This window comes from Paenibacillus sp. EZ-K15, assembly GCF_002573715.1.
Taxonomy (GTDB): domain Bacteria; phylum Bacillota; class Bacilli; order Paenibacillales; family Paenibacillaceae; genus Paenibacillus_AQ.
The window spans coordinates 162,998-182,441 of sequence record NZ_PDHM01000017.1; the positions used below are offsets into that span (position 1 = coordinate 162,998).

At 42.3% G+C, this 19,444-nt stretch carries 23 protein-coding genes; 4 read left to right on the top strand and 19 right to left on the bottom strand.

The window, feature by feature from the left end; translation table 11 throughout:
- Positions 1-182 precede the first annotated feature (182 nt).
- The 7 genes from CRG97_RS17295 to CRG97_RS33720 form a co-directional block, all read right to left on the bottom strand.
- Positions 183-1,631 (bottom strand): MFS transporter, encoded by a 1,449-nt coding sequence (locus tag CRG97_RS17295; RefSeq protein ID WP_098745576.1) that lies wholly within the window; start codon positions 1,629-1,631, stop codon positions 183-185.
- A 311-nt stretch (positions 1,632-1,942) separates the two neighbouring features.
- Complete coding sequence (locus tag CRG97_RS33710; protein ID WP_237566462.1) at positions 1,943-2,542, bottom strand: VOC family protein; 600 nt, start codon at positions 2,540-2,542, stop codon at positions 1,943-1,945.
- Positions 2,523-2,900, bottom strand: a complete 378-nt coding sequence (locus tag CRG97_RS33715; protein ID WP_237566463.1) for a VOC family protein — start codon at positions 2,898-2,900, stop codon at positions 2,523-2,525. Before CRG97_RS33715 ends, CRG97_RS33710 begins: the two co-directional genes overlap by 20 nt.
- A 56-nt stretch (positions 2,901-2,956) precedes the next feature.
- Entirely contained in the window at positions 2,957-3,481 is a 525-nt protein-coding gene (paiA, locus tag CRG97_RS17305) for a spermidine/spermine N(1)-acetyltransferase (protein ID WP_098745578.1), read from the bottom strand.
- A 24-nt stretch (positions 3,482-3,505) separates the two neighbouring features.
- Positions 3,506-3,958: a MarR family winged helix-turn-helix transcriptional regulator gene (locus tag CRG97_RS17310; RefSeq protein WP_098745581.1), complete on the bottom strand. Its 453-nt coding sequence runs from the start codon at positions 3,956-3,958 to the stop codon at positions 3,506-3,508.
- A 485-nt stretch (positions 3,959-4,443) separates the two neighbouring features.
- Positions 4,444-4,902: a DUF6273 domain-containing protein gene (locus CRG97_RS17320; protein WP_237566464.1), complete on the bottom strand. Its 459-nt coding sequence runs from the start codon at positions 4,900-4,902 to the stop codon at positions 4,444-4,446.
- Positions 4,903-4,915: 13 nt separating this feature from the next.
- A complete protein-coding gene (locus tag CRG97_RS33720) occupies positions 4,916-5,125 on the bottom strand; it encodes a hypothetical protein (protein WP_237566465.1) in 210 nt (69 codons plus the stop codon).
- A gap of 315 nt (positions 5,126-5,440) precedes the next feature.
- On the opposite strand from CRG97_RS33720, the gene CRG97_RS17325 reads away from it, so the two are divergent.
- Positions 5,441-5,779 (top strand): MmcQ/YjbR family DNA-binding protein, encoded by a 339-nt coding sequence (locus CRG97_RS17325; protein ID WP_098745584.1) that lies wholly within the window; start codon positions 5,441-5,443, stop codon positions 5,777-5,779.
- Here CRG97_RS17325 and CRG97_RS17330 read toward each other — a convergent pair.
- The 3 genes from CRG97_RS17330 to lepB all read right to left on the bottom strand — a co-directional run bounded on the left by CRG97_RS17330 (position 5,760) and on the right by lepB (position 8,418).
- Entirely contained in the window at positions 5,760-6,344 is a 585-nt protein-coding gene (locus tag CRG97_RS17330) for a dihydrofolate reductase family protein (protein WP_098745588.1), read from the bottom strand. The genes CRG97_RS17325 and CRG97_RS17330 overlap by 20 nt on opposite strands.
- Positions 6,345-6,573: 229 nt before the next feature.
- Complete coding sequence (locus tag CRG97_RS17335) at positions 6,574-7,368, bottom strand: SDR family oxidoreductase (protein ID WP_098745591.1); 795 nt, start codon at positions 7,366-7,368, stop codon at positions 6,574-6,576.
- 393 nt (positions 7,369-7,761) lie between these two features.
- A complete protein-coding gene (gene lepB / locus CRG97_RS17340) occupies positions 7,762-8,418 on the bottom strand; it encodes a signal peptidase I (protein WP_161952949.1) in 657 nt (218 codons plus the stop codon).
- Positions 8,419-9,180: 762 nt separating this feature from the next.
- Here lepB and CRG97_RS33300 point away from each other — a divergent pair.
- A complete protein-coding gene (locus CRG97_RS33300) occupies positions 9,181-9,354 on the top strand; it encodes a hypothetical protein (RefSeq protein ID WP_202618955.1) in 174 nt (57 codons plus the stop codon).
- Positions 9,355-9,557: 203 nt separating this feature from the next.
- Here CRG97_RS33300 and CRG97_RS17345 read toward each other — a convergent pair whose 3' ends face one another.
- The 6 genes from CRG97_RS17345 to CRG97_RS17370 form a co-directional block, all read right to left on the bottom strand.
- Positions 9,558-10,004, bottom strand: coding sequence for an SRPBCC family protein (locus CRG97_RS17345; RefSeq protein WP_202618956.1), 447 nt, complete (start codon positions 10,002-10,004; stop codon positions 9,558-9,560).
- Positions 10,005-10,015: 11 nt separating this feature from the next.
- The gene (locus CRG97_RS17350) at positions 10,016-10,450 is read right to left on the bottom strand and encodes an SRPBCC family protein (RefSeq protein ID WP_098745599.1); all 435 of its coding nucleotides are present in this window, start codon (positions 10,448-10,450) and stop codon (positions 10,016-10,018) included.
- Positions 10,451-10,452: 2 nt separating this feature from the next.
- On the bottom strand, positions 10,453-10,953 hold the full coding sequence (locus tag CRG97_RS17355) for a MerR family transcriptional regulator (protein ID WP_098745602.1): 501 nt from the start codon (positions 10,951-10,953) through the stop codon (positions 10,453-10,455).
- 261 nt (positions 10,954-11,214) lie between these two features.
- Positions 11,215-11,862, bottom strand: a complete 648-nt coding sequence (locus tag CRG97_RS17360) for a DJ-1/PfpI family protein (RefSeq protein WP_098745605.1) — start codon at positions 11,860-11,862, stop codon at positions 11,215-11,217.
- A gap of 194 nt (positions 11,863-12,056) precedes the next feature.
- On the bottom strand, positions 12,057-13,250 hold the full coding sequence (locus CRG97_RS17365; protein WP_098745608.1) for a YhgE/Pip domain-containing protein: 1,194 nt from the start codon (positions 13,248-13,250) through the stop codon (positions 12,057-12,059).
- A gap of 204 nt (positions 13,251-13,454) precedes the next feature.
- Complete coding sequence (locus CRG97_RS17370) at positions 13,455-14,234, bottom strand: nuclear transport factor 2 family protein (RefSeq protein ID WP_098745611.1); 780 nt, start codon at positions 14,232-14,234, stop codon at positions 13,455-13,457.
- Between the two features lie 294 nt (positions 14,235-14,528).
- Between CRG97_RS17370 and CRG97_RS17375 the strand changes: the two genes are divergently transcribed.
- Positions 14,529-15,134, top strand: coding sequence for a TetR/AcrR family transcriptional regulator (locus tag CRG97_RS17375; RefSeq protein ID WP_098745614.1), 606 nt, complete (start codon positions 14,529-14,531; stop codon positions 15,132-15,134).
- Between the two features lie 125 nt (positions 15,135-15,259).
- Here CRG97_RS17375 and CRG97_RS17380 read toward each other — a convergent pair whose 3' ends face one another.
- Positions 15,260-15,853 carry a YdeI/OmpD-associated family protein gene (locus tag CRG97_RS17380; protein WP_098745617.1) on the bottom strand — a complete coding sequence of 198 codons (594 nt, stop codon included), beginning with the start codon at positions 15,851-15,853 and terminating at the stop codon, positions 15,260-15,262.
- Positions 15,854-15,866: 13 nt separating this feature from the next.
- A complete protein-coding gene (locus CRG97_RS17385) occupies positions 15,867-16,427 on the bottom strand; it encodes a pyridoxamine 5'-phosphate oxidase family protein (RefSeq protein ID WP_098745620.1) in 561 nt (186 codons plus the stop codon).
- Positions 16,428-16,815: 388 nt separating this feature from the next.
- On the opposite strand from CRG97_RS17385, the gene CRG97_RS17390 reads away from it, so the two are divergent.
- The gene (locus CRG97_RS17390) at positions 16,816-18,870 is read left to right on the top strand and encodes a serine hydrolase domain-containing protein (RefSeq protein WP_098745623.1); all 2,055 of its coding nucleotides are present in this window, start codon (positions 16,816-16,818) and stop codon (positions 18,868-18,870) included.
- Positions 18,871-18,966: 96 nt separating this feature from the next.
- Here CRG97_RS17390 and CRG97_RS17395 read toward each other — a convergent pair whose 3' ends face one another.
- Positions 18,967-19,371: a nuclear transport factor 2 family protein gene (locus CRG97_RS17395; protein WP_098745625.1), complete on the bottom strand. Its 405-nt coding sequence runs from the start codon at positions 19,369-19,371 to the stop codon at positions 18,967-18,969.
- Between the last annotated feature and the right edge of the window lie 73 nt (positions 19,372-19,444).

Sequence of the window (19,444 nt, forward strand, 5' to 3'; positions counted from 1 at the left end):
GTTTTTGTCTACCGACAGTTGATAAATTCAATCTTCAATTATAAACAAAAACGATGCCACAAAGTCATCGTTTTTGTTTTTTAACTATCAAGAGGTTGCATAAGTCCCACTGTTTACGCTTTAGTTGAAAAACAGCAGTCATTACTCTGGTTAGCCATCTCTTCAGTTTTGTTGAACCACGATTACATAGCTTTCGGAACGTTTGATGAATCTGTCTGTTTAGGCGAACGGATAAACATCAAGGCTAATATCGCACCCGCAAAAGCAACGATTCCAGACCAAAGGAAAGCTTGCTGAAAACCATGATTAAGAGCTGCCACAGGATCAGAATCTGATATGGAAGCCGTAGTTGATGCAGCGATCGCTACCATGATAGCAAGGCTTATAGCTGATCCTATCTGATAGCTTGTGTTAGCGAGTCCAGATGCAAGCCCCGCTTCTTCAGGCTTAGCTCCCGACATAGCAGCCATCATAGAAGGAATATAGGCTAAAGACATTCCGAGAGCACCTAAAAGTGAAGCTGGAAGTACATTGATAAGGAAACTGCCATCCACAGGCGTATTGGTTGAGAACAAGAGCATTGAGCCTCCAAGGGCAATCAATCCAATCACAATGTTTGCTTTTATACCGAATTTACCGATCAATTTGCCCGTAATAACGATCATGAAGATAGCAATCAAAATCGTCATCGGAAGCAGACCAACCCCTCCGGCGAAAGCTGAAAACTTGAGTACCTGCTGCATATACAGGTTCAGGAAATACCATAACGGTATCCAACCACCAGATAACATGATAAGCGCAATATTGCCGGCAGCCAGGTTAGGCGCCTTAAAGATTCGAAGGGGTACAAGCGGTTCCTTTTTGATTAGCTGAATGATGAGGAAAAGGATAAACAATATAACCCCAGCGATAAGTGTCCACACGGTGATCGGTGCGCCCCAGCCGTTATGTTCTGCCGTTACGATGCCGTAAACGATTAGAACCAATGATGCTGTGACCGAGATGGATCCTGCTATATCGATGCTTCCTTTTCTACGTATACCTTTTGCTAAAAGACCAGGAGATAAAAGTAAGGCGACAATCCCGACAGGTACATTAATTAAGAAGGTCCATTGCCAACTTAACCACTCCGTTATAACACCACCCAGAAATACCCCTGCTGATCCTCCAGCAGCTGCCGAAGCACCCCAGAAACCCAGTGCTTTCCCCAATTCTTTAGGATTTCCACTGAACAACATCATCACGATGGTTAGAGCTGAAGGTGCTATTAAGGCGGAACCGAATCCTTGCAGTGCACGACCGATGTTTAGTGACTCTTCGTTCCATGCAAAACCAGCGAGTAAGGATGCTACTGTGAGAATCATAAAACCCCACATGAACATGCGCCGTTGTCCAAAGAGGTCTGATAATCGGCCCCCTAGTAGTAAGAGCCCCCCGAAGAAAATCACATAAGCGTTAAAGACCCACTGTAAACTTTCCTGAGTATATCCAAGCGCTTCTTTGATTGCTGGCAATGCAACTCCGATAATCGATGTATCCATAATCACCATAAAATTCGCAAGACATAACAATGCTAGTGCCATCCATCGTCTTGGATCTGCTTGTGAAAGAACCTGCCCTTGTTTTGACATTTTGAATTTAACCTCCTTTAGCTTCATATCACCAGGTTCTATTGATCCAATAAATTAACCCTCGCGACGGCCGCCTAAGAGAGAGTTAATTTAAGACCATCATTTACCGGCGAATTCGTATTTATAGTATACCCCCCTATCCTATACTGTCAATAAAATTATTTCTTCAAGTAATAATTTTTCCAAATGGTGATGACAAAAAAAAGCGCAGAACAATAAGTTCTGCGCTTACCAATTGTATTTAGTCGATGCTGCAAGCCCTTGATCTTTCATACAATTTGTTCGAGCTGGCGCATATGGAAGTCAGATTCTCAACCTTGTCTGAAAATGAGAGTGATTCCAAGGAGCGAAGCGCTTGGTACAAAAATATCTCCTCCCGCCGTCTCGATCACAGGAAATCCTTTCGATTCAAGATGCAGCCGAGTGACAGAAAGGTCATACACTTTTACCACATATCCAACAAATCCCGGTAAAGAAGGGAGCGCTTCTCCCGGAAGCAAATCGGTTAAATGAGACTTTGAAATGATCGTAATGCCTCCACCACCAAGATCAAATCCAATTGCCTTCCCTTCTGTTTGCGGCTCAACTCCTAAATAAAGTCGATACCGCTCCACACCTGCATCAAGCTCTCCATCCTCGACGCACAAGATTGTTTCGACTAACTCGATTGCCCCATTCGGATGATCCGTATGAATCTTTGTTTTCAATACATCCGATGGGGGATTTTCGGCAAATGCCAACCGTCCTTCGGACACTTGGTCGTCATCGACTTCCAATAAACGTACAGGAACCAGTTGAGTACCGGTCATCGTCTCCACTGGACGTTGTACGGTATTGACACCTCCGTGTTCGACTCTTCCCTGCTCCAGACGAGCCGCAGAAGTGATTGCATCAAAAGTGGAGAAGACCAAAATATGCGTTCCCTCGAAACGGGCGAGACATCCAGAGATCGTCGCAACCATACGTTTGATCGAAGCTATAATTCGAGATCTTACGGCCGGAGGAGTCGAAAGCGGTATAAGATGGGCGTCGTCGGGAATTCTCCCCCCTTCCTGCACAATCGTTCGATTTCAATAAAATTGTCGACAAAATCGTATGAGCATTAGCTGCTCCAAACGGTTTAGGTGCCTCCCCTTCTTGTTCTGCCATCATCGGATACGCCGGCGGCGTGCATACGAAGCCTAGCTTACGGTACAACTCCAATGCTGCCTCCATATCTTGGACAACATGCCCGACATGATGAATTTTGTCAATTTCAGTACCCATCATACAACCTCCTTATCATTTAATATATTCAAACAACCACGATATAGCTGAACGCCATTTCATTGTTGCATGCATGCAATGGTCATGATAAAGTCCTTCTGTTCTTCATCCCCCATATAGAAAGAATGGATTCCAGTTTGAACAAACCCCGTGTTCTTATAAAAAGCAATAGCATTTTCATTTCGTTCCCACACGCCTAACCAGACGTTCTTTTTATTACGTTCCATCGCTATTTCCATGGCTTTATTCAGCAAAAACTTGCCAAGCCCATGTTTTTGAAATTTGCCCTTAATATATATTCTCTCGATTTCAAGCGAATCACTACCCATCATTTCAGTTTGAGCATCATGGGTGTTTACCTTTAAATATCCGGCGATTTCCCTATTAAAATAAATAAAATAGAACTCCGAAGAACTATTGCATATCTCTTTTTTCAATTGGTTTAAGTTAAATGCTCTTTCTAAATAGGCTTTCATATTTTCAGGTGAATTTTGATCCTTAAATGTCTCATTAAATGTTTCAACACTAATATCTTGAAGTATGGCTAGGTCGTCTAACGAGCATTTTCTTATTTTTAGTGTCAATTGGTTTCTCCTCCCTTTAATAATTCAATACAATCTTTTGTTGCCCTTTTTTACAAACTCCCAGTCTTTTTCTACGTTTTTTCTGACCCTCTGCAGGAGATTCAACATGGTTTCTGCTTCGCTTTCGGAAAATCCCTCTAGTGCAACCCTATTGGAATAATCATGTTCTCTTTTTATAAAAGGATACACACGTTCCCCTTTCTCAGTTGGAAAGAGTTTTTTGATTTTTCTATTATGTTGATCTTCTTTCTTTTCAATAAAGCCATGAAGTTCAAGCTTTTTTATAGCACGGGCTGCGGTTGTTCGATCTACTTTTATCATTTCAGCTAACTTCTCTTGAATGATTCCTGGGTTTTCGCATACTCGCACAAGGTACAAATACTGTCCTTTTGTCAGGTCATATTCTTTAAATTCTATATTGCTTATGGAATCTAATGCCCTTGCGATCATGCCAATCTCACGAAGAATTCCCTTCATACATTGACTCCCTTGTTCTTATTTATGTTGTAAATGCAATAAAACGCATGTTTATTTTAATATAACAATGTTGTATTTGCAACAAAAAATGATGATAAAGAGATCCATTAAGTAAAGTGACCAGTATAGATTGATTTACTCGACTTATTATGCGCATTGACCTCCGACTGCGAAGGACAGGCGTTTGTTGGTTGCGATACATAAACAAACGACCACTTCCATGAAATGTTCTTCATCGAAATGGTCGCTAGATTGAAACTGCAATCGAATACCTAAACCCGAGCAAGCTTTCCGTTTCGTAGTTGTATACATATAGCGGCCAAAGTTTCGTTCCCCGAACGGATTATGAAGCCGGTTTCACCGTTAAGCGGCGCGGCTCGAGGTGAACATTCCCCTGTATTTAAACAACTTATATACAGCCTCACGTTCTGTCGGTGGTGCTTTAAGGTCCGGGTTAGAACCTCACCCATCAGGGAGCGCCCCTTCTATTTCAGAGTAAGTTTTAAAGCGGGACGCACGCCGTCACGGGTTAGACTGACGTTCGCATAGCTGCGAATGCTGCAACTAGGACCGACAAAAAAACACGCGAAGGCTTGTGTTCGCAGCCACCACCAGGAACAGCCGACTTCTTCGCCCTTTCTGATGATATAGTTATCTTTGTTTGTTTTATCGTATACATATAAGCTGCATCCATCGTTTTTTTTCGATTTGGCAAAATCCGTTCCAACGGCGTGCCGTAACTCCTTTCCGTGGATATCAGATAACTCCTTGATCTCGGTCACGCTAAGCAAAAAAACTATATCCCCCGTATCCGGGCTATCTTCTCCGTTATCCGTACAGTGCGTCGTCTTTATGACTTCCTTTTCGGCGGCATTGAATGCGGTGTTATAGAATTCATCGTTCAGCCACTTGCGTAAATCACAGTCATGCCACGTAATATCCACGCTATCACGCCACTTAATATCCACGCATTCGCCGTGATACCGCCTGCAGTCCAAAAATATACTCGCTCAACATGAACAGCTCTCTTCCTGAATTTTGCAGCGCCCTCCACAGGATCGGCGATCTGTCTGCACCGTCAGCAGACTGCGGGTAAGTGCCGAAAGTAATGATTTCGCCAGGCTTTGCGCTTCGGTACGGCGTGGAAGCAAGATTATCAATTCCCAAAAAGATCTCCTCCTTTACGTATCTAGTTGGATTGTACAACATGGATGCAAGTGCTAAGTTAAAGTCGGCACACCCTTGATCCTCCCCATTTCAATTTATAAAAGCTTAGCTTGATAATTTAATGTTTATTTCTAAGGCATGTGTGCGTTGAATTCGTTTGATGCCCATGAATCATCACTTCAGTTACGGCTTGTCCTCCAACAACAATATTTGTTATGTTGTCTGTAGTCCTACGCTTGATATTGGTGAGGAGAGCATAAAAAATGCCGTTAAAGTCACGGCATTTTTATACTTTATATGTTGGGGGAGTTATGGATGAGAAATAGACGAGAAGCCATTGATTACTGCTTGAGTTTGGACCATTCGTATGAGGATCGTCCGTTTCGTGATAAGAATTGGACTGTGATTCGACATAAAGAAAACAAGAAAGTTTTTGCTTGGATTTTTGAAAAAGAGGATCATATTTGGATCAATGTTAAGTGTGAACCAGACATGCTGGAGTTCTTACGGCAGGCATACACTGCAGTAGTTCCGGCCTTTCATCTTAATAAAGATCATTGGAATTCTATTATTCTTGACGGCACCGTACCAGAAGAAGAAATCCGTGAAATGATCAAACAGAGTTATGTTTTAACTAAGGCGTCTTCAGGTTAATATGGTTCACTTCGTTCCCATCCAAATGATAGATGAGCTGCACAACCCCAGAGGAGAACGGTCTTGTTTTCACCAGCTTTAAATTCAACCTTTGCTTGATATCCATAAACAACGGTTTTCCTTCTCCCAAGATGACTGGGTGAACTGATAATCTGAATTCATCAACCAGCCCTAACTGAATAAAGGTTGTAATAAGACTTGCTCCCCCATATAACCAGATGTCTTTACCCGGCTTATTCTTTAATGCATTTACTTCTTCAAGGATATGATCATTGATGTATGTCGCTTTATGATCGCTCCCTGTTTGCGTCCTGGAGAACACATATTTTTCTTTACTGTGAACGTTTGACCATAATTCTTGCTCAGCATCCGACTGATCCGTATCCGGCGTGAACCGCCCCCATAAATCATAACTTTTTCTTCCATACAAAATCGTATCGATTTGATTTAAGAAATCAATAAACCCCATCTCAGAGTCCATAATGCTCCAATCTACTTCCCCATTTTTCCCTTCAATAAAACCATCTAACGTAACTGCTAAATCTAAAATTATTCTTCGGCTCATGACTTGTTGCTCCTTTCTTGATTTCCTACTATTATAGATCATAAATATGTCATCTTATGTCATATTAAGAGAAAGGGTATCGTATCCATTAAACTGCTCGTTAGTTTAACAAAAGGCAACCGATCACAATGACCGGTTGCCTTCTTTTTTCTAATTAAGCTGTCGTTTCCCGATAGCGCAATGAAAAGCCGTAACTCATCGTTAAAATACTTGGCGAAACAAATTTATTTTAGAAACCGCCTCTGGAATGAATAATCTGTCCGGTAATCCATTGTGAATCTTCACTTGCTAGAAAAGCGATTAGACGGGCCGCATCTTCAGGAAGACCGATCCTCCCCATTGGAAATCTCGGAAGCAGGGCTTTTTTCACCTCTTCGGACATCCAGCCCGAATCGGTAGGGCCGGGATCGATAGCGTTCACCGTGATATGAAGCGGAGCCAACTCTGCAGCCAATGATTCGGTGAATACGGAGATGGCTCCTTTCGTTGCAGCATAGATGAGATTACCTGGCATGGGGCCTTTTCCTTGACCGGAGGTAAGGTTAATGATTCTTCCCCCGAGTAACCCAGCAGAATGTGCACTTTGCTCTTCCTCAAGCATACGAGCGAATTCGACACATAACATGAAAGTACCCCTAATGTTTACGGCACAATGAGCATCGATGAGAGCCTCATTTAATTGACGAAAGTCGGCATCGACGCTATACGTAGCATTATTGACGAGGATCGTCGGAAGCCCGAACGTAGTCCGGACTTCTTGAAGCAACTTGACAGCCGAACCGGAAGCGGCTAAGTCCAAATTCATATGTGCGGCTTGAACGTCGAACTGGCGAAGTTCGTCGGCAAATAAATCTGGCCAACTCTTGTCTGCGTCATTCGGATATAATGTTTTATCATAATCATATAGATGGGTATAGAATAGATCAGCACCTTCGCGAGCCAAAGTCCGGCAAATCGCAGCTCCGATTCCCCCAGGACGGCTTACGCCGGTGACAATGGCGATTTTCCCTTGCAATCTCGTCATGATTAGAAATACCTCCTGTTATGAGAAGACAAGAGAGTCGTTCATGATTGGAGATGAATTGCTTCCGCTGCCTTAAACAAAAAAAGCGGATACATCAAGTATTCGCGGGAGCGGGTGAAATAAACGGTCTCTCGTATCCCTTGAAATGGTTGAGGATGGCATGATTCTCCAAACCTATGGCAAATAGCCAAGGTCGAATCACGCGATCACCTACAATAAACCATTACAAGGAAGTCCACATTGGCATACGAGTCCCCTTTCCTTCATCTCCAGAAACAGATTACAAGATAAAACCAAATGATGTCAAGCAAGATATCTAAAACTGAAGTCAACAGCGTTTGCCGCTCAAATTACATCGAGATATTCGGATTTAAGCGCGTAAGACTCATCCCCTCAACTACGAATTACCCCCACCATTTTCCCCTCAATGTTATCTGTGGGTAATGGACCGAACAATAGGCTATCATTACTGCGGACCCAATCATCTCCTACGAGATAAACGCTGTTTTCGGGGATCTCGATTTCCTTCATACTCCATTGTTGAAAATAATCCACATTATTTTCAATATTTTTTCGGATGTGCTCTTCTAAGTCAACACGCTCTAAAGCTTTCTTCAAACTTTCGAGATCATCACCCAATCGATGTGCTCTTCCGTAAAAAGTATCAAGCCATTTTCCGTTAATAAAGATCTGTCCATTTTCAATCTTTACTTTTTCACCAGGTAGCCCGATTACTCTAGAAATACTGTATTCTCCAAGATTCTTTTTAGTTTCAGGGTTTTTGAAGTATACGATATCACCTCGGCTAATCGCATGCTCATTGTAATACTGCAAATCAATCACAACCTGTCCCTCTAAATCATGATTCCCACGATCCATATTGTCATAGTTATGATTATAGATGATGTGCCGGGAATTTAACTCATTAGCGGTTACTGTATTCATCGCTGGCGTGGTTATGGGATCAGAGATAATTTTACTTGTGTCACTAGAAGTACATCCAGCAAACATCAGTACAAATACAAAAGCGACTATGACCACTTTCATCATTTCGTCCCCCCCTCGACTCATTATACTTTATACCAAATCTTATGGTTGCTGGTGCTCAAAATATAGTGGCTTGATTGAACTAATCTGCCCGTTAGTTAAACAACTGCTTGAAATCGCAGTGGTAACTGAACTGGAACGGGGCAAATTGCTCTGAAGCCAGCCTCTCGAACCGACATCATTTTTGAACGGATTATAAGATAAGGTACATCGGGATATCACTTCAGCGCAACAAAAAGAGCGGGAGGCTTCTCCCGCTCTAACTCCGTCAGTATATTTTCATAATACCGGCTCGCTTAATTCTAATTCTTAAGAAGCTTCCCGGCTTTTGACCGTAGTTGTACATCAGCTCTGCTACCATTGCACGATTGGTAACGGATTTCGGTGACAGCTTGCCTCCACTGGGAACGGTTAATTTTTCTACGGAATGGGGCGATGAGTCAGATTAACGATTTGTTATCCAATGGATCTTTAATTAATTTAATTTCTAGTCTCTTTACCTCCTGCTCCTTATGCAACTCTCCTTCAATTAGTCAATTAGGTTTCCCAAACTTTATTAGGCAAAAACGCCCAGTTAGATCCGTATTTCTACGGCAACATATGTCTTACCTTCTTGCATTATCGCGCTTACTGGGCATATGCTAACCTTACTTGCATGCATTAAATACAAATACTGGTTATACTCAACAAAATTACTTTTCTGCATAAATCTGATCTCAGTACACACTCTATGTTGTACAGCTTAGAAAAAAGGTGGAATGTGAAATGGCAAATAACAAGAACTATAATCATAATCAGCATGATCGTACGGATAATAATGGTCAGCGGCAGAACAAAGTACATGGTGGGGAGTATCGCAATGGACGTCTTAGCCAAATTAAAAATAATAACCCTGAAGGTGAAGATGTTCCGAATGAGTTTATAAGTCGAAAAGAGTAAAAAATAAACATCCATTCTCGCGGCTATTTTCCAACTTGATGGTTTAGTTATGCGAGAAGGTGTCGAATTCCCCTGCTCAAGATACAAAACCCCCACTGATTTCTTCCTTTGATCAGTGGGGGTTACAATGTTCATCGACGTATTCTGGTAATAACTATTTTCGATTGTTGGGGAAATGAATAGCTTTTGCATATTCTCAAAATCTACGCCATTAATTCTTCCAGCAAAGCGTTCATTCGATCTAAGTTTTGTTCATTGCCCTCGACGCAGTATTGCTTAGCTTCTTCGAACTCCGCCGTGTTCATGAAAAGCTGGCGAAAAATGACCCTTGTACGGTCGCCCAGTTCCTCGAATGTAGCCGTCAACTGAAATTCGTGGCCTGACAAATGCCTGAGTATGATTCGCTCCAACGGCAGGATTTCCTCAAAAACGTTATGGTTGGGATAGTCCACGCCATCCGGCCCATGCATGACAAACCGCCATGTACCGCCCGGCTTTAAATCGAATTCATGAAACGTATTGGTGAATCCATTCGGTCCCCACCAACATGCCAACTGATCCGGATTGGTCCAAGCTTCAAAGACCCGCTCACGCGGAAAATCGAATTCTCGTAAGGATATAATTTCATTCTCACCAATGGTAGACTTCACGGGTATACCTCCTATTCAAGTGTTTTGCCAAGTGTATCCAGCATTTCATTCGTGCCATGCTCACGCACTTCCGGCGTATCATATCCGTCGAAATATGCCCCCTGCTCGGTGAAGACCAGCTTTGTGCCGCTCTCGGTCGGGATGAACTCGACTGTTGTGAGCGAAACGGACATACGAATGTCGTCCGAATCCAGGGAGTAGCTATAGACGATACGCTCTTCCGGCACAATCTCTTGGTAGCAAGCGTCAAAGGTAAAGACGGGACCCTCTGGCGGTCCTCCACTGCTGTATTCGCGTCCACCGACACGGAATTCAAAAATATCGGGTTTTGAGAACCACTTTGCTTTGGCAGCCGGATCGGCCCAAGCTTGATAGACCTTTGCAGGCGAAGCTGCATAAATCCGCTCCACGACGAAGGTGGCATGTTTGACAAATCGTTCGTTCACAGTTAATCCTCCTTAGATTTCGATTCTCTCTCTTCCTCGGCAATAAAATCACCCAATAAATCCAGATGGTGCTCCCAGCTCGTTCTCCGCCCGATGACTAACTTCTCATGGCTCTTTTTAATCGCTTGCATGAGATCGGTGAAGTCTTCAACTGCTAATGGAGCCATCCCCTGCATCGACTTGGATACATGATGAAGCTGTTCAAGAAGCATTTGCTGCAGCTTGATTTGTTCTTTGATTCGGGCTATTTGCAGGTTGACGATCTCTACTGGACTGATCTGCTCGTCGTTCAGGACGGATTTGACCTCCTCCAAAGATAAGCCTAATTCCTTAAGCGATATAATCTGCTGCAGGCGTGACAGGTCAGATTCATCGTACAGTCTATGACCGGACTCCGTCTTGCCGGATGGCGAGAACAAACCGATTTGATCGTAAAATCGCAAAGTCCGCACGGTGAGTCCCGTTTGTTTGGCAAGATCCCCCACCTTCCAATTTCGTTTCATAAGTGCTCCTTTGTTAGCGCTAACTATGCACCGGTAGATTAAGTATAAAAGATTACGTTACGTTAGGTGCAACCCAAATTATGATTTTGGTAAAAAAACGACTACCTGAATCGCCCCTTTGAACAATATTGTCTTTCTGAATTTATCCGTGTCGCTACATCGTTATAGCAAAAAAGCCGCGATTTCCGCGACTTCCTATGCGTATATGTTCTAATCCTCCGACAATCCTCTACTCCAATTGCAGACTCTTTAGAGTATGTTTTAATTTCTGAAGGATGAATTACCCTCTTGCAGCGTCTCCATCATGATATGAAAATATTGACTGTCGCCAGTATTAAAGTAGTTATACCAGGCTTCTAGCGTTTCATTTTTAAATAGATCCAGCAGCGCCATAACCTCACGAGCTAATAGAAGTCCGCCGGCAGCACTGGTTGTAATAAGATTTCCGTCTACAACGATCTTCTCGTCTTTATAACAGGCAGCGCCTTTGTATGTGGGGCAGAACAGAGTCAAATACTCCAGACTGTTGCTCGTGTGTTGTCGATCATCCAATAAACCGGAATTTGCAAGGGCGGTAGTCGCTCCGCATATTGCTGCAACTTTACCGCCTGCGTCCAGTAGTTGTTTTGCTTTTTCAACAACTGCTGCATGTTCGGGATCATGCCAACGGTCCGCCCCCGGCAAGAGCAGTATCGCGGAGGTTTCAGGCGTGATCTCATCGACCGTCAAATCTGGAAGAATCGTCATACCGCCCTTTGTCGTGATCGGACGTTTCGATACACCAACCATTTTTACAGGAATACGGCTCCCTCGATTTTTAAAGTATTGACCTGAGTTGAGCTCTGCCATTACAAAGCCAAGCTCCCAATCCGCCATTGTATCTAGCACGTAAGCATAAGCGTATTTCATGTACTCCTCCTTGATTACTTTTGATTTCGTTAGAATCGCTCTCATTTCCAACGCTAATTGTAGACGTTGAAATTTGACAACAGTATGTCAGTGATCCATAGGATAAGAGAGCCCCGCTTCCATTCTTAGAAATCTTATACTTCGAGCATTTAGCCATTTCCGATAATCAAGCGGGTGGCCAAAAGATGATTTTATTAAGGGTTATGTGCCAGCTCTACCTCTTTCTTCTGTTCTGGTTTACGGGAACGTTTAAAGGCAGATGCTAGCAAGACCAAAAGGCCTCCAACGCCGATCCAGATTAACACATTTGTCGGATGATTCAAGCTCAACCCTTGCCCAAAGAAGAACAACTCACGCAGCCCTTCAACCATGAAGCGCATCGGCAACCATGGTAGGATCCAATCACGGTAAAACGGAGATAATGACTCAGGAGCGAGACTAAGGAGCGGCGCACCGATAAATAGGAACAATACGAAAATAATCATGCCTTTAAATCCAATCCAAGAAAAAATAGCAGATATCATAAGGAAAAATGCTAAATATGCAATGGCCAAGAATAATGCTGTATGCGTGAAATGAGATATGTGTAGGCCCCAACGCTCGGCGAACCAGGTTAAGCTAAATCCAGCCGCCAAAGCAATGATCACTCCCCAAAAGACTTGGGCTATATTCGCCCGAAGCCGTTCATGACGATTCACTTCATTTAATTTATTTTTGACAAGCAAGAAAATCACGTTTCCGATTAAACTGGCCATCCACAGAGGTTGGAACATCAAAACAGGTGAATTTCCATTTGCAATATGCGTACCGATTGGATTCACATTAATGACATCGCTAACAATGGGCGAAGCTAATGCAGCGGCTTGTTTCGTCGAGATCGTAGCGCCTTGCTGATCGAAAGTCGCTAATAGCTCAGCACGTATCTTCTCATTCATGCCATTAACCGCTTGAATTAGCATTTGTTCAGCCATACTAGAGGCCGATGCATTCATCCCTTGGTTGACATAAATCTGCATCCGGGGTGTAGACGGATCCGACGTCAAAAGCGATGCTTGCTTCTCGCTGAAATCCTTGGGAATCACCAATGCAGCATAGTATTCTTGGTTATTGAGCCCTGCTTTTACTTCTACTTCACTACCAATTTCAATCCATTTAATCGCTGGCTCTCCATCCGAATTTACAGAGGTTTCTGATTTCATATCAGACACGATCGTCACGCCCATATTTACTTTTGGGGTCGTCAAGCCTTGATCCTCATTCACAATAGCAATTGGCAAATTATGAGGAGAGGGATTGATGCTAGGAATCATTGCAAGGCTAAAAATGAAGATGACTGCAATAACGATAATAGGTAATGCAACAATGAATTTGTTTTTAAATAAGCTCATACTTATCCACCCTTATTACTTTCGTTGTTTAATCGATTGATCCCATGTAGATGTGAAAAAAATGAACAAAAATAGCGTTGCTGTAGCAACGCATCTGTATCCATTTGATTACAAAATGTATTACTCATGTTCATTCGTGATATGAAAGACATCACCGTAATATAATTCGGCGATGTCTTTCTTGTGATTCAGGTGTACACAACTTCAAAATCTACTGTTTGAATTTTTTCGTTTTTCTGTCGGTAGTATAACCTCAATTACGTCCCAATGTTCGGCGATCTTTCCTTCCTCTACGCGGAACAAATCGTAGAAAGCAGTAGGTTGGCCAACAAATAGACCTTCACTTACCGTAAGAACAAAATCGCCTTGTCCGATAATCTGATGAACCTGCGTATATTGAAATTCAATATTTTTCTCCTCAAGTGCCTGCAATGCAGCACTGAGACCGGAAAGGCCGTCTGCAATATGTGGACTATGCTGAATGTAGTTATCCCCATCAAAGTAAGAGCTAAGCAGGTCCGGATTCTTCCCAAGCAAGATGTTCTCGACATAGCTCTTGACAACTTTTTTATTCTCATCAGTTTTGTCGATATCCTTAATTGTGTCCGGACCGTCAACCATCGTATGATTGCTTGGTGTCTTTTCCACCATCTCTTGCAAATTGTCCCAATGTTCGACGATCAGTCCATTCTCAAATCGGAAAATATCAAAGCTGATTTTGGGGCCAAAAAATTCATATACGGAATGAATGGCAACATAATTGCCGTCGACTAAAGTGCGCTTAATGCTTACCTTTGTACCAATTTCCTTTAAATGACCAAGTGCACCAAGCATGGCCGCACGACCATCGAGTAGGGCCTGATTGTGCTGAATATATTTATTTGGATGAATATAAGCTGTAATAGCATCGGGGTTACCGCTCTCGAAACTTTCCAGCACAGCGATTGCCTTACGGACAAGCTCATTTTGATTGTTTAATGTCATTAGAATATCCTCCTTATTTTATCAAAAGTTAAAATTTTCGTTTGCGATGAATAGGCCTAAACTCGGACCAGCCTAAACAATAACAATCATCCTCATCTTCATTCACCTCTTTCAATTTGAGTTTATAGTCATTAGATAAATAATGAACTCCATGTTGTTTATTTATCTTTCGCTCATTATAATAAAGACGAATACAGCACTCAATATTCAATATTTTTATTTTTGAAAGATAACATACAATCCAAATAACTTTGTCGCTTAACGACTCAAATTTAATATAGGAGAGTGAAAACAATGAAGAAGAAAACCGATTTAAGAATACTGCGCACGAAACAATCGATTCGAAAGGCGTTCTATGAGCTTATTCAGGAAAAAGGATACGAAGGAATAACGATCCAGGATATTGCCGATCGGGCAATGATCAATCGAAATACTTTTTATCTTCACTATCAAAATAAACCTGATTTATTAAATACATGTATGGATGAGTTGTTGAGCGAATTAAAGAATGCAGTCGTTCTTTGTCCAATCAACATAAGTCCTTTCAGTATTGCTATACTCGAGACAGTCATGCAAACGACATTGGAGCACATTTCGCACAATACCTCTTTTTACAATGCCATGTTAATTGAAGAGAATCGAATCTATCAGTTTCGAGCGAAAATGGAGAGCATTATCAAAGATAAACTAAATGAGGGGTATAATCCTGCTCAGGGTAATTCCCCTTTAGCAATATCTAGGGAATTGCTGCTCGAATACCTCGTATCGTCTTTCATGGGGATTGTCATTTGGTGGGTTAAAAACGATCTACCTCTTCCTGCGAGTGAAGTTTCATCTCAGTTTAGTAGAATCGTTGCCTACGGGCATTTGAAAGCTGCCGGCATCACCCTCGAGGAATAATATTAGCGAGGGGAATTCCCAAGTCACCCAAATAAGTGACTAACTGCAAACAAAAAACCTCCGCGTTTAGCGCGGAGGTTAATCTATGTATGTTCTAGTCCTTTGACATAGATAGACAACAAATACTAATCGTTTAATCCCTTTCCAGCCAGGATATGTGCGATATATTTTTCAACCCTTGACTCTCGAGTTTTGGATTGCTTGGGTGTAGAAAAATGCAGAATGTATGCTCTTTGCCGTCCCGGAGTCAATGCTTCAAAAGCCGTCTTTAAGCCTTGGATTTCAACGAATTTATTTTCTAATTCTTCCGGAATGATGTATTCCGTATTCTTTTTATAGGTCACTTGCAAACCGGCTTTCTCAACTTCAATGGCTTCATCAATATATGTTTTCAAGATAAGTTGCATTTCATCGATCTCTTGAACATTGGTAAACCGAATCTGACGCGCTGCCTGAACATTTGCCGTTTGCTGGATTAGGATCCCATGGGGATCTTTTAATAACGCGCCTTTGTGAAACAGAAGCGCACAGTAATCTTTAAAGCCATGAATCAAAACAATGTTTTTATCATCAAGCGTGTAACAAGGATGCATCCACTTAAAATCCTCGGTCAACCCGCAGTCAAGAGCGATTTCTCTCAGCAGCTTGAATTCTTCCTTCCACTTCTTAAGCTTGTTAAAATAGGGATCAATTTTTGAATTCCTTTCACCTTTTATCATCGAGGTCCCTCCTTTATGTCCTTGTACGTTTTGCTAGAGACGTTGGCAATCGGTCGAGGCTGCTCAAATTTTTTTCTTGCCAGTAGCTGTGCAAGCCTTCTTCACCTTTTTGCTCCGCCCACCGCTGGAGCGTTTCCCTCTCCTTTTCGTACGACATGAATGGTACCGCATAACCGCAGGATGTCTGAACTTTATGTATATCGACTGTAATGATCTGCCGGACTCCAGACATCGGTTCAAACATCCCGTATAACAACTCCCACTCGTTGTCCTCCGGAAGAATTACCGTTCCGGTTCCGTACAGGCGCAGAATGTTCGGAGGCCCCTGGAATGCGCAGAACATCATCGTGATTCGACCGTTCTCTTCAAGATGGGCACTGGTCTCATTGCCGCTCCCGGTCAAATCCAAATACGCGACCTTACGATCGGACAAAATCCGGAACGTGTCGTATCCCTTCGGCGACAGATTGACATGCCCATCTCGCGACATGGGGGCCGTTCCGACAAAAAATAAGTGCTGCTTTCGGATAAAGGCCATATGCTCGGGGAGCATGGCCGGAAACTGTTTTCCCATTCGTATCCCCTCCGATGAACTTGTATTGGGTTCATTCACGCGTGAACACCGTCCCAGGTCGAGCGCTCTAAGGCGTTCTGGACAGATCGCTTGCTCCAGTCGTGATCTCGCTCTTGGCTATACGTTCATTGTATTCGAAACAGCCACATAAATATAATATATTCTTAACACGCATAGATACACTCCGGTTATGAATAAGGCGACTAGCTCCTCGCGAGAGGTACGGATCCGCTCTGCTCCGTTCATATATACATCGATATTCATCCCCTACATATTACATATCTTGCGTCCTGCTTCCTTTTTACTTTGACTTTACTTCATTTTTACTCCCATCTATTAAGCTTACGTGAGGTAGTAAATACCGAATTTTTTTTAGGAGGAATTATTAATGAAGAAGATAGCTTCTGTGTTAATCACCGCTATGCTTTTTGCATTACCGGTTACACCTGCTTTTGCTCAAGCGAATCATGATACTGTTAAGCAAAAGGCTCAAGCATTGGCTTCGGAGATGGTGTCCAATTATGATGTAAGTGGCTTGCAGTATGCGATTATGGATCATGGATCCATTGTGTTATCCGATAGCGCTGGTGTATATGATAAAGCTACCAAGGAACCGGTAACCAAAGACACGATGTTTGGAATAGGATCGGTCAGTAAAATGCATGTATCTGCTGCAACGATGATGTTAGCTGATTCGAATCAAATTGATATTGATAAACCACTGATCACGTATATCAAGGAGTTTAAAATGGCGGATGAACGATATAAAGAGATTACGCCACGAATGTTAATGAATCATTCATCAGGGCTTTATGGTAGCCACTATGGGAATAGCATGTTGTTTGATGATAATGATACAAAAAATCATGATGAATTATTGGTAAAATTACAATCAGAAGTTTTAAAGTCAGACCCAGGCGAATATTCGGTATATTGTAACGATGGGTTTCAGCTGCTTGAATTATTGGTTGAACGAGTGAGCGGTTTGAGTTATACCGAATTTATTGAACAATATATTAGCACCCCGCTGGATTTAGACTCTACTAAAACACCACTCGATTCATTTGATAGAGAACGACTGGCAAAAACTTATTTTCCTGGGATCGATCAGGCTTTACCCGTTGAGAATGCCAATGTTCTTGGAACAGGAGGCATCTACTCCACGGCGGAAGAAGTAAGTACGTTCGCTGAAGTATTAATCGGGAATCGAACGGATATTTTATCTGAGAAGTCAGCAAAAGCCATGCAAAATCATGAGTATCGAAATGGAATCTGGGTTTCTGAAGAGACAAACATCGTGAATTATGGTCTTGGTTGGGATGCCGTTCGCTTAGCACCTTTTAGTGATTACGGAATAACGGCATTATCCAAAGGTGGGGATACCGTTATGTATCACGCAGCTTTGACTACCCTACCCGACCATGATATTTCTATAGCTGTGCTTTCATCGGGAGGGAGTTCAATTTTCAATAATGCCTTTGCATCCAACGTTTTATTAGAATATTTAAAAGATAAAGGCATGATTAAAGACATTCTACCCGAGAAAACATTTGAGCCTTCCATAAAAGTGGATATGCCATCGGAATATCTCTCTTATTCTGGAGTATACGGTTCAGTGGGCAAGACAATAAATATTGGAATTAAGAACGGAGAGATTGATTTACCTGCTCTATCAGGGGGAGAGATACCACCACAAAAATATGTATACACGGGCAATGGACAATTTAAAAACAAGGATGGAAATGTAGCCATTAGCTTTGACCAACAAAAGAATGGAAAAACCTATTTAAAGGTTAACGCGTATACGAATCTTCCGGGATTAGGTCAAACCGTTGCGGTAATGTATGAATATCAAAAGCTGGATACCAATCCTCTAAATCAGACAACTAAAAAGGTATGGGAAAATAGAAACGGAAAAAGTTATTATGCATTGGATGAAAAGATAACTTCTGGATTTTATCTAGCACCAAAGGTCTTAAATAAGAATATATCCGTTGATATGGATCATGGGTACGCAAACGGCACTAAAATTATGGACGAGAATAAAGCAGTAAATGCTGTCGAAATTCCGATGATGAACGGAAGAGATGCATTTGATTTGAATTTCTATAAATTGAACCATACGGAGTATTTAAAGATTGATGGACAATCCTATATTAGTGAAGATGCGATTCAACCCATTTATGCAGGGGGCTCCTCGATATGCAACATACCATTCAATGGTCAGGCTGTATGGTATAAGATTGATGAAAAATCAGCCAATCGAGTCATGACTGTTGAGGCTCCGTCAAGTGGAGGGTTTGCCGTTTATGACGTAAATGGAAATGTGATGAACTTCTCAAAGGCAAGCAATAATCATTCGGTAGTACTGCCTGAAAGTGGAACAATCGTTTTTGGTGGTAATCCGGGAGATGGATTTAGAATTAATCTGAAGGATAAATAGACTTGTAGCTCATAAAGTATACGCCTGGAACGTGTATTGGAAGCCTTGATCCGAATGGACCCCGGCTTCCAATATGCAGTGTAGCTTTTATATCGATTATGGGGTCTCGTAGTTTTTTAACGGCATACCTACATATTCGCGGAAGGAGCGGACCCGCTCTTCCTCGAACTCGAAGACGATTGCAAGCTCATTACGAAAAGGCCGCCCATTCAACAAGCCTTCCGAGCGAAATACCACCATCCCGTTGCCCTCATTCTCAAGCACAATCAGCGGAGTCAACTGCATCTGAAATACGGAGCGCTCGAACCTGATCAATTCCTCGAAGCGCTCTTTGCCTTGCTGCTCGTGATTCCACCCCTCTAGCGGGAGCGGAACGAAGAAATGGAAATCTTCCGTAACCTTTATAAGAAAATCGGCTGTATCCCCTGTCTCCAAAGCATGCCGAAAGGCATCAAACACTTCACAAGTACGGGATTGGACTGCGTCTAGAGATTTCTCCATGAAAGAATCCTCCTCAACATGGTTTATTAGTCACTCACTTTTTTAATTTTTCATCAAGCCGTTTTGTTAGATG

Coding starts and splice junctions, on each gene's coding strand:
- CRG97_RS17360 (WP_098745605.1), bottom strand. CDS start 11,862: ATGAAATACGCTTATGCTTACGTGCTAGATACAATGGCGGATTGGGAG.
- CRG97_RS33715 (WP_237566463.1), bottom strand. CDS start 2,900: ATGATGGGTACTGAAATTGACAAAATTCATCATGTCGGGCATGTTGTC.
- CRG97_RS17335 (WP_098745591.1), bottom strand. CDS start 7,368: ATGACGAGATTGCAAGGGAAAATCGCCATTGTCACCGGCGTAAGCCGT.
- CRG97_RS17365 (WP_098745608.1), bottom strand. CDS start 13,250: ATGAGCTTATTTAAAAACAAATTCATTGTTGCATTACCTATTATCGTT.
- CRG97_RS17370 (WP_098745611.1), bottom strand. CDS start 14,234: ATGACATTAAACAATCAAAATGAGCTTGTCCGTAAGGCAATCGCTGTG.
- CRG97_RS17330 (WP_098745588.1), bottom strand. CDS start 6,344: ATGAGCCGAAGAATAATTTTAGATTTAGCAGTTACGTTAGATGGTTTT.
- CRG97_RS17380 (WP_098745617.1), bottom strand. CDS start 15,853: ATGATAAAAGGTGAAAGGAATTCAAAAATTGATCCCTATTTTAACAAG.
- CRG97_RS17395 (WP_098745625.1), bottom strand. CDS start 19,371: ATGGAGAAATCTCTAGACGCAGTCCAATCCCGTACTTGTGAAGTGTTT.
- CRG97_RS33300 (WP_202618955.1), top strand. CDS start 9,181: ATGGCAAATAACAAGAACTATAATCATAATCAGCATGATCGTACGGAT.
- CRG97_RS17385 (WP_098745620.1), bottom strand. CDS start 16,427: ATGGGAAAACAGTTTCCGGCCATGCTCCCCGAGCATATGGCCTTTATC.
- CRG97_RS17310 (WP_098745581.1), bottom strand. CDS start 3,958: ATGAAGGGAATTCTTCGTGAGATTGGCATGATCGCAAGGGCATTAGAT.
- CRG97_RS17375 (WP_098745614.1), top strand. CDS start 14,529: ATGAAGAAGAAAACCGATTTAAGAATACTGCGCACGAAACAATCGATT.
- CRG97_RS17355 (WP_098745602.1), bottom strand. CDS start 10,953: ATGAAACGAAATTGGAAGGTGGGGGATCTTGCCAAACAAACGGGACTC.
- CRG97_RS17295 (WP_098745576.1), bottom strand. CDS start 1,631: ATGTCAAAACAAGGGCAGGTTCTTTCACAAGCAGATCCAAGACGATGG.
- CRG97_RS17325 (WP_098745584.1), top strand. CDS start 5,441: ATGAGAAATAGACGAGAAGCCATTGATTACTGCTTGAGTTTGGACCAT.
- CRG97_RS17390 (WP_098745623.1), top strand. CDS start 16,816: ATGAAGAAGATAGCTTCTGTGTTAATCACCGCTATGCTTTTTGCATTA.
- lepB (WP_161952949.1), bottom strand. CDS start 8,418: ATGATGAAAGTGGTCATAGTCGCTTTTGTATTTGTACTGATGTTTGCT.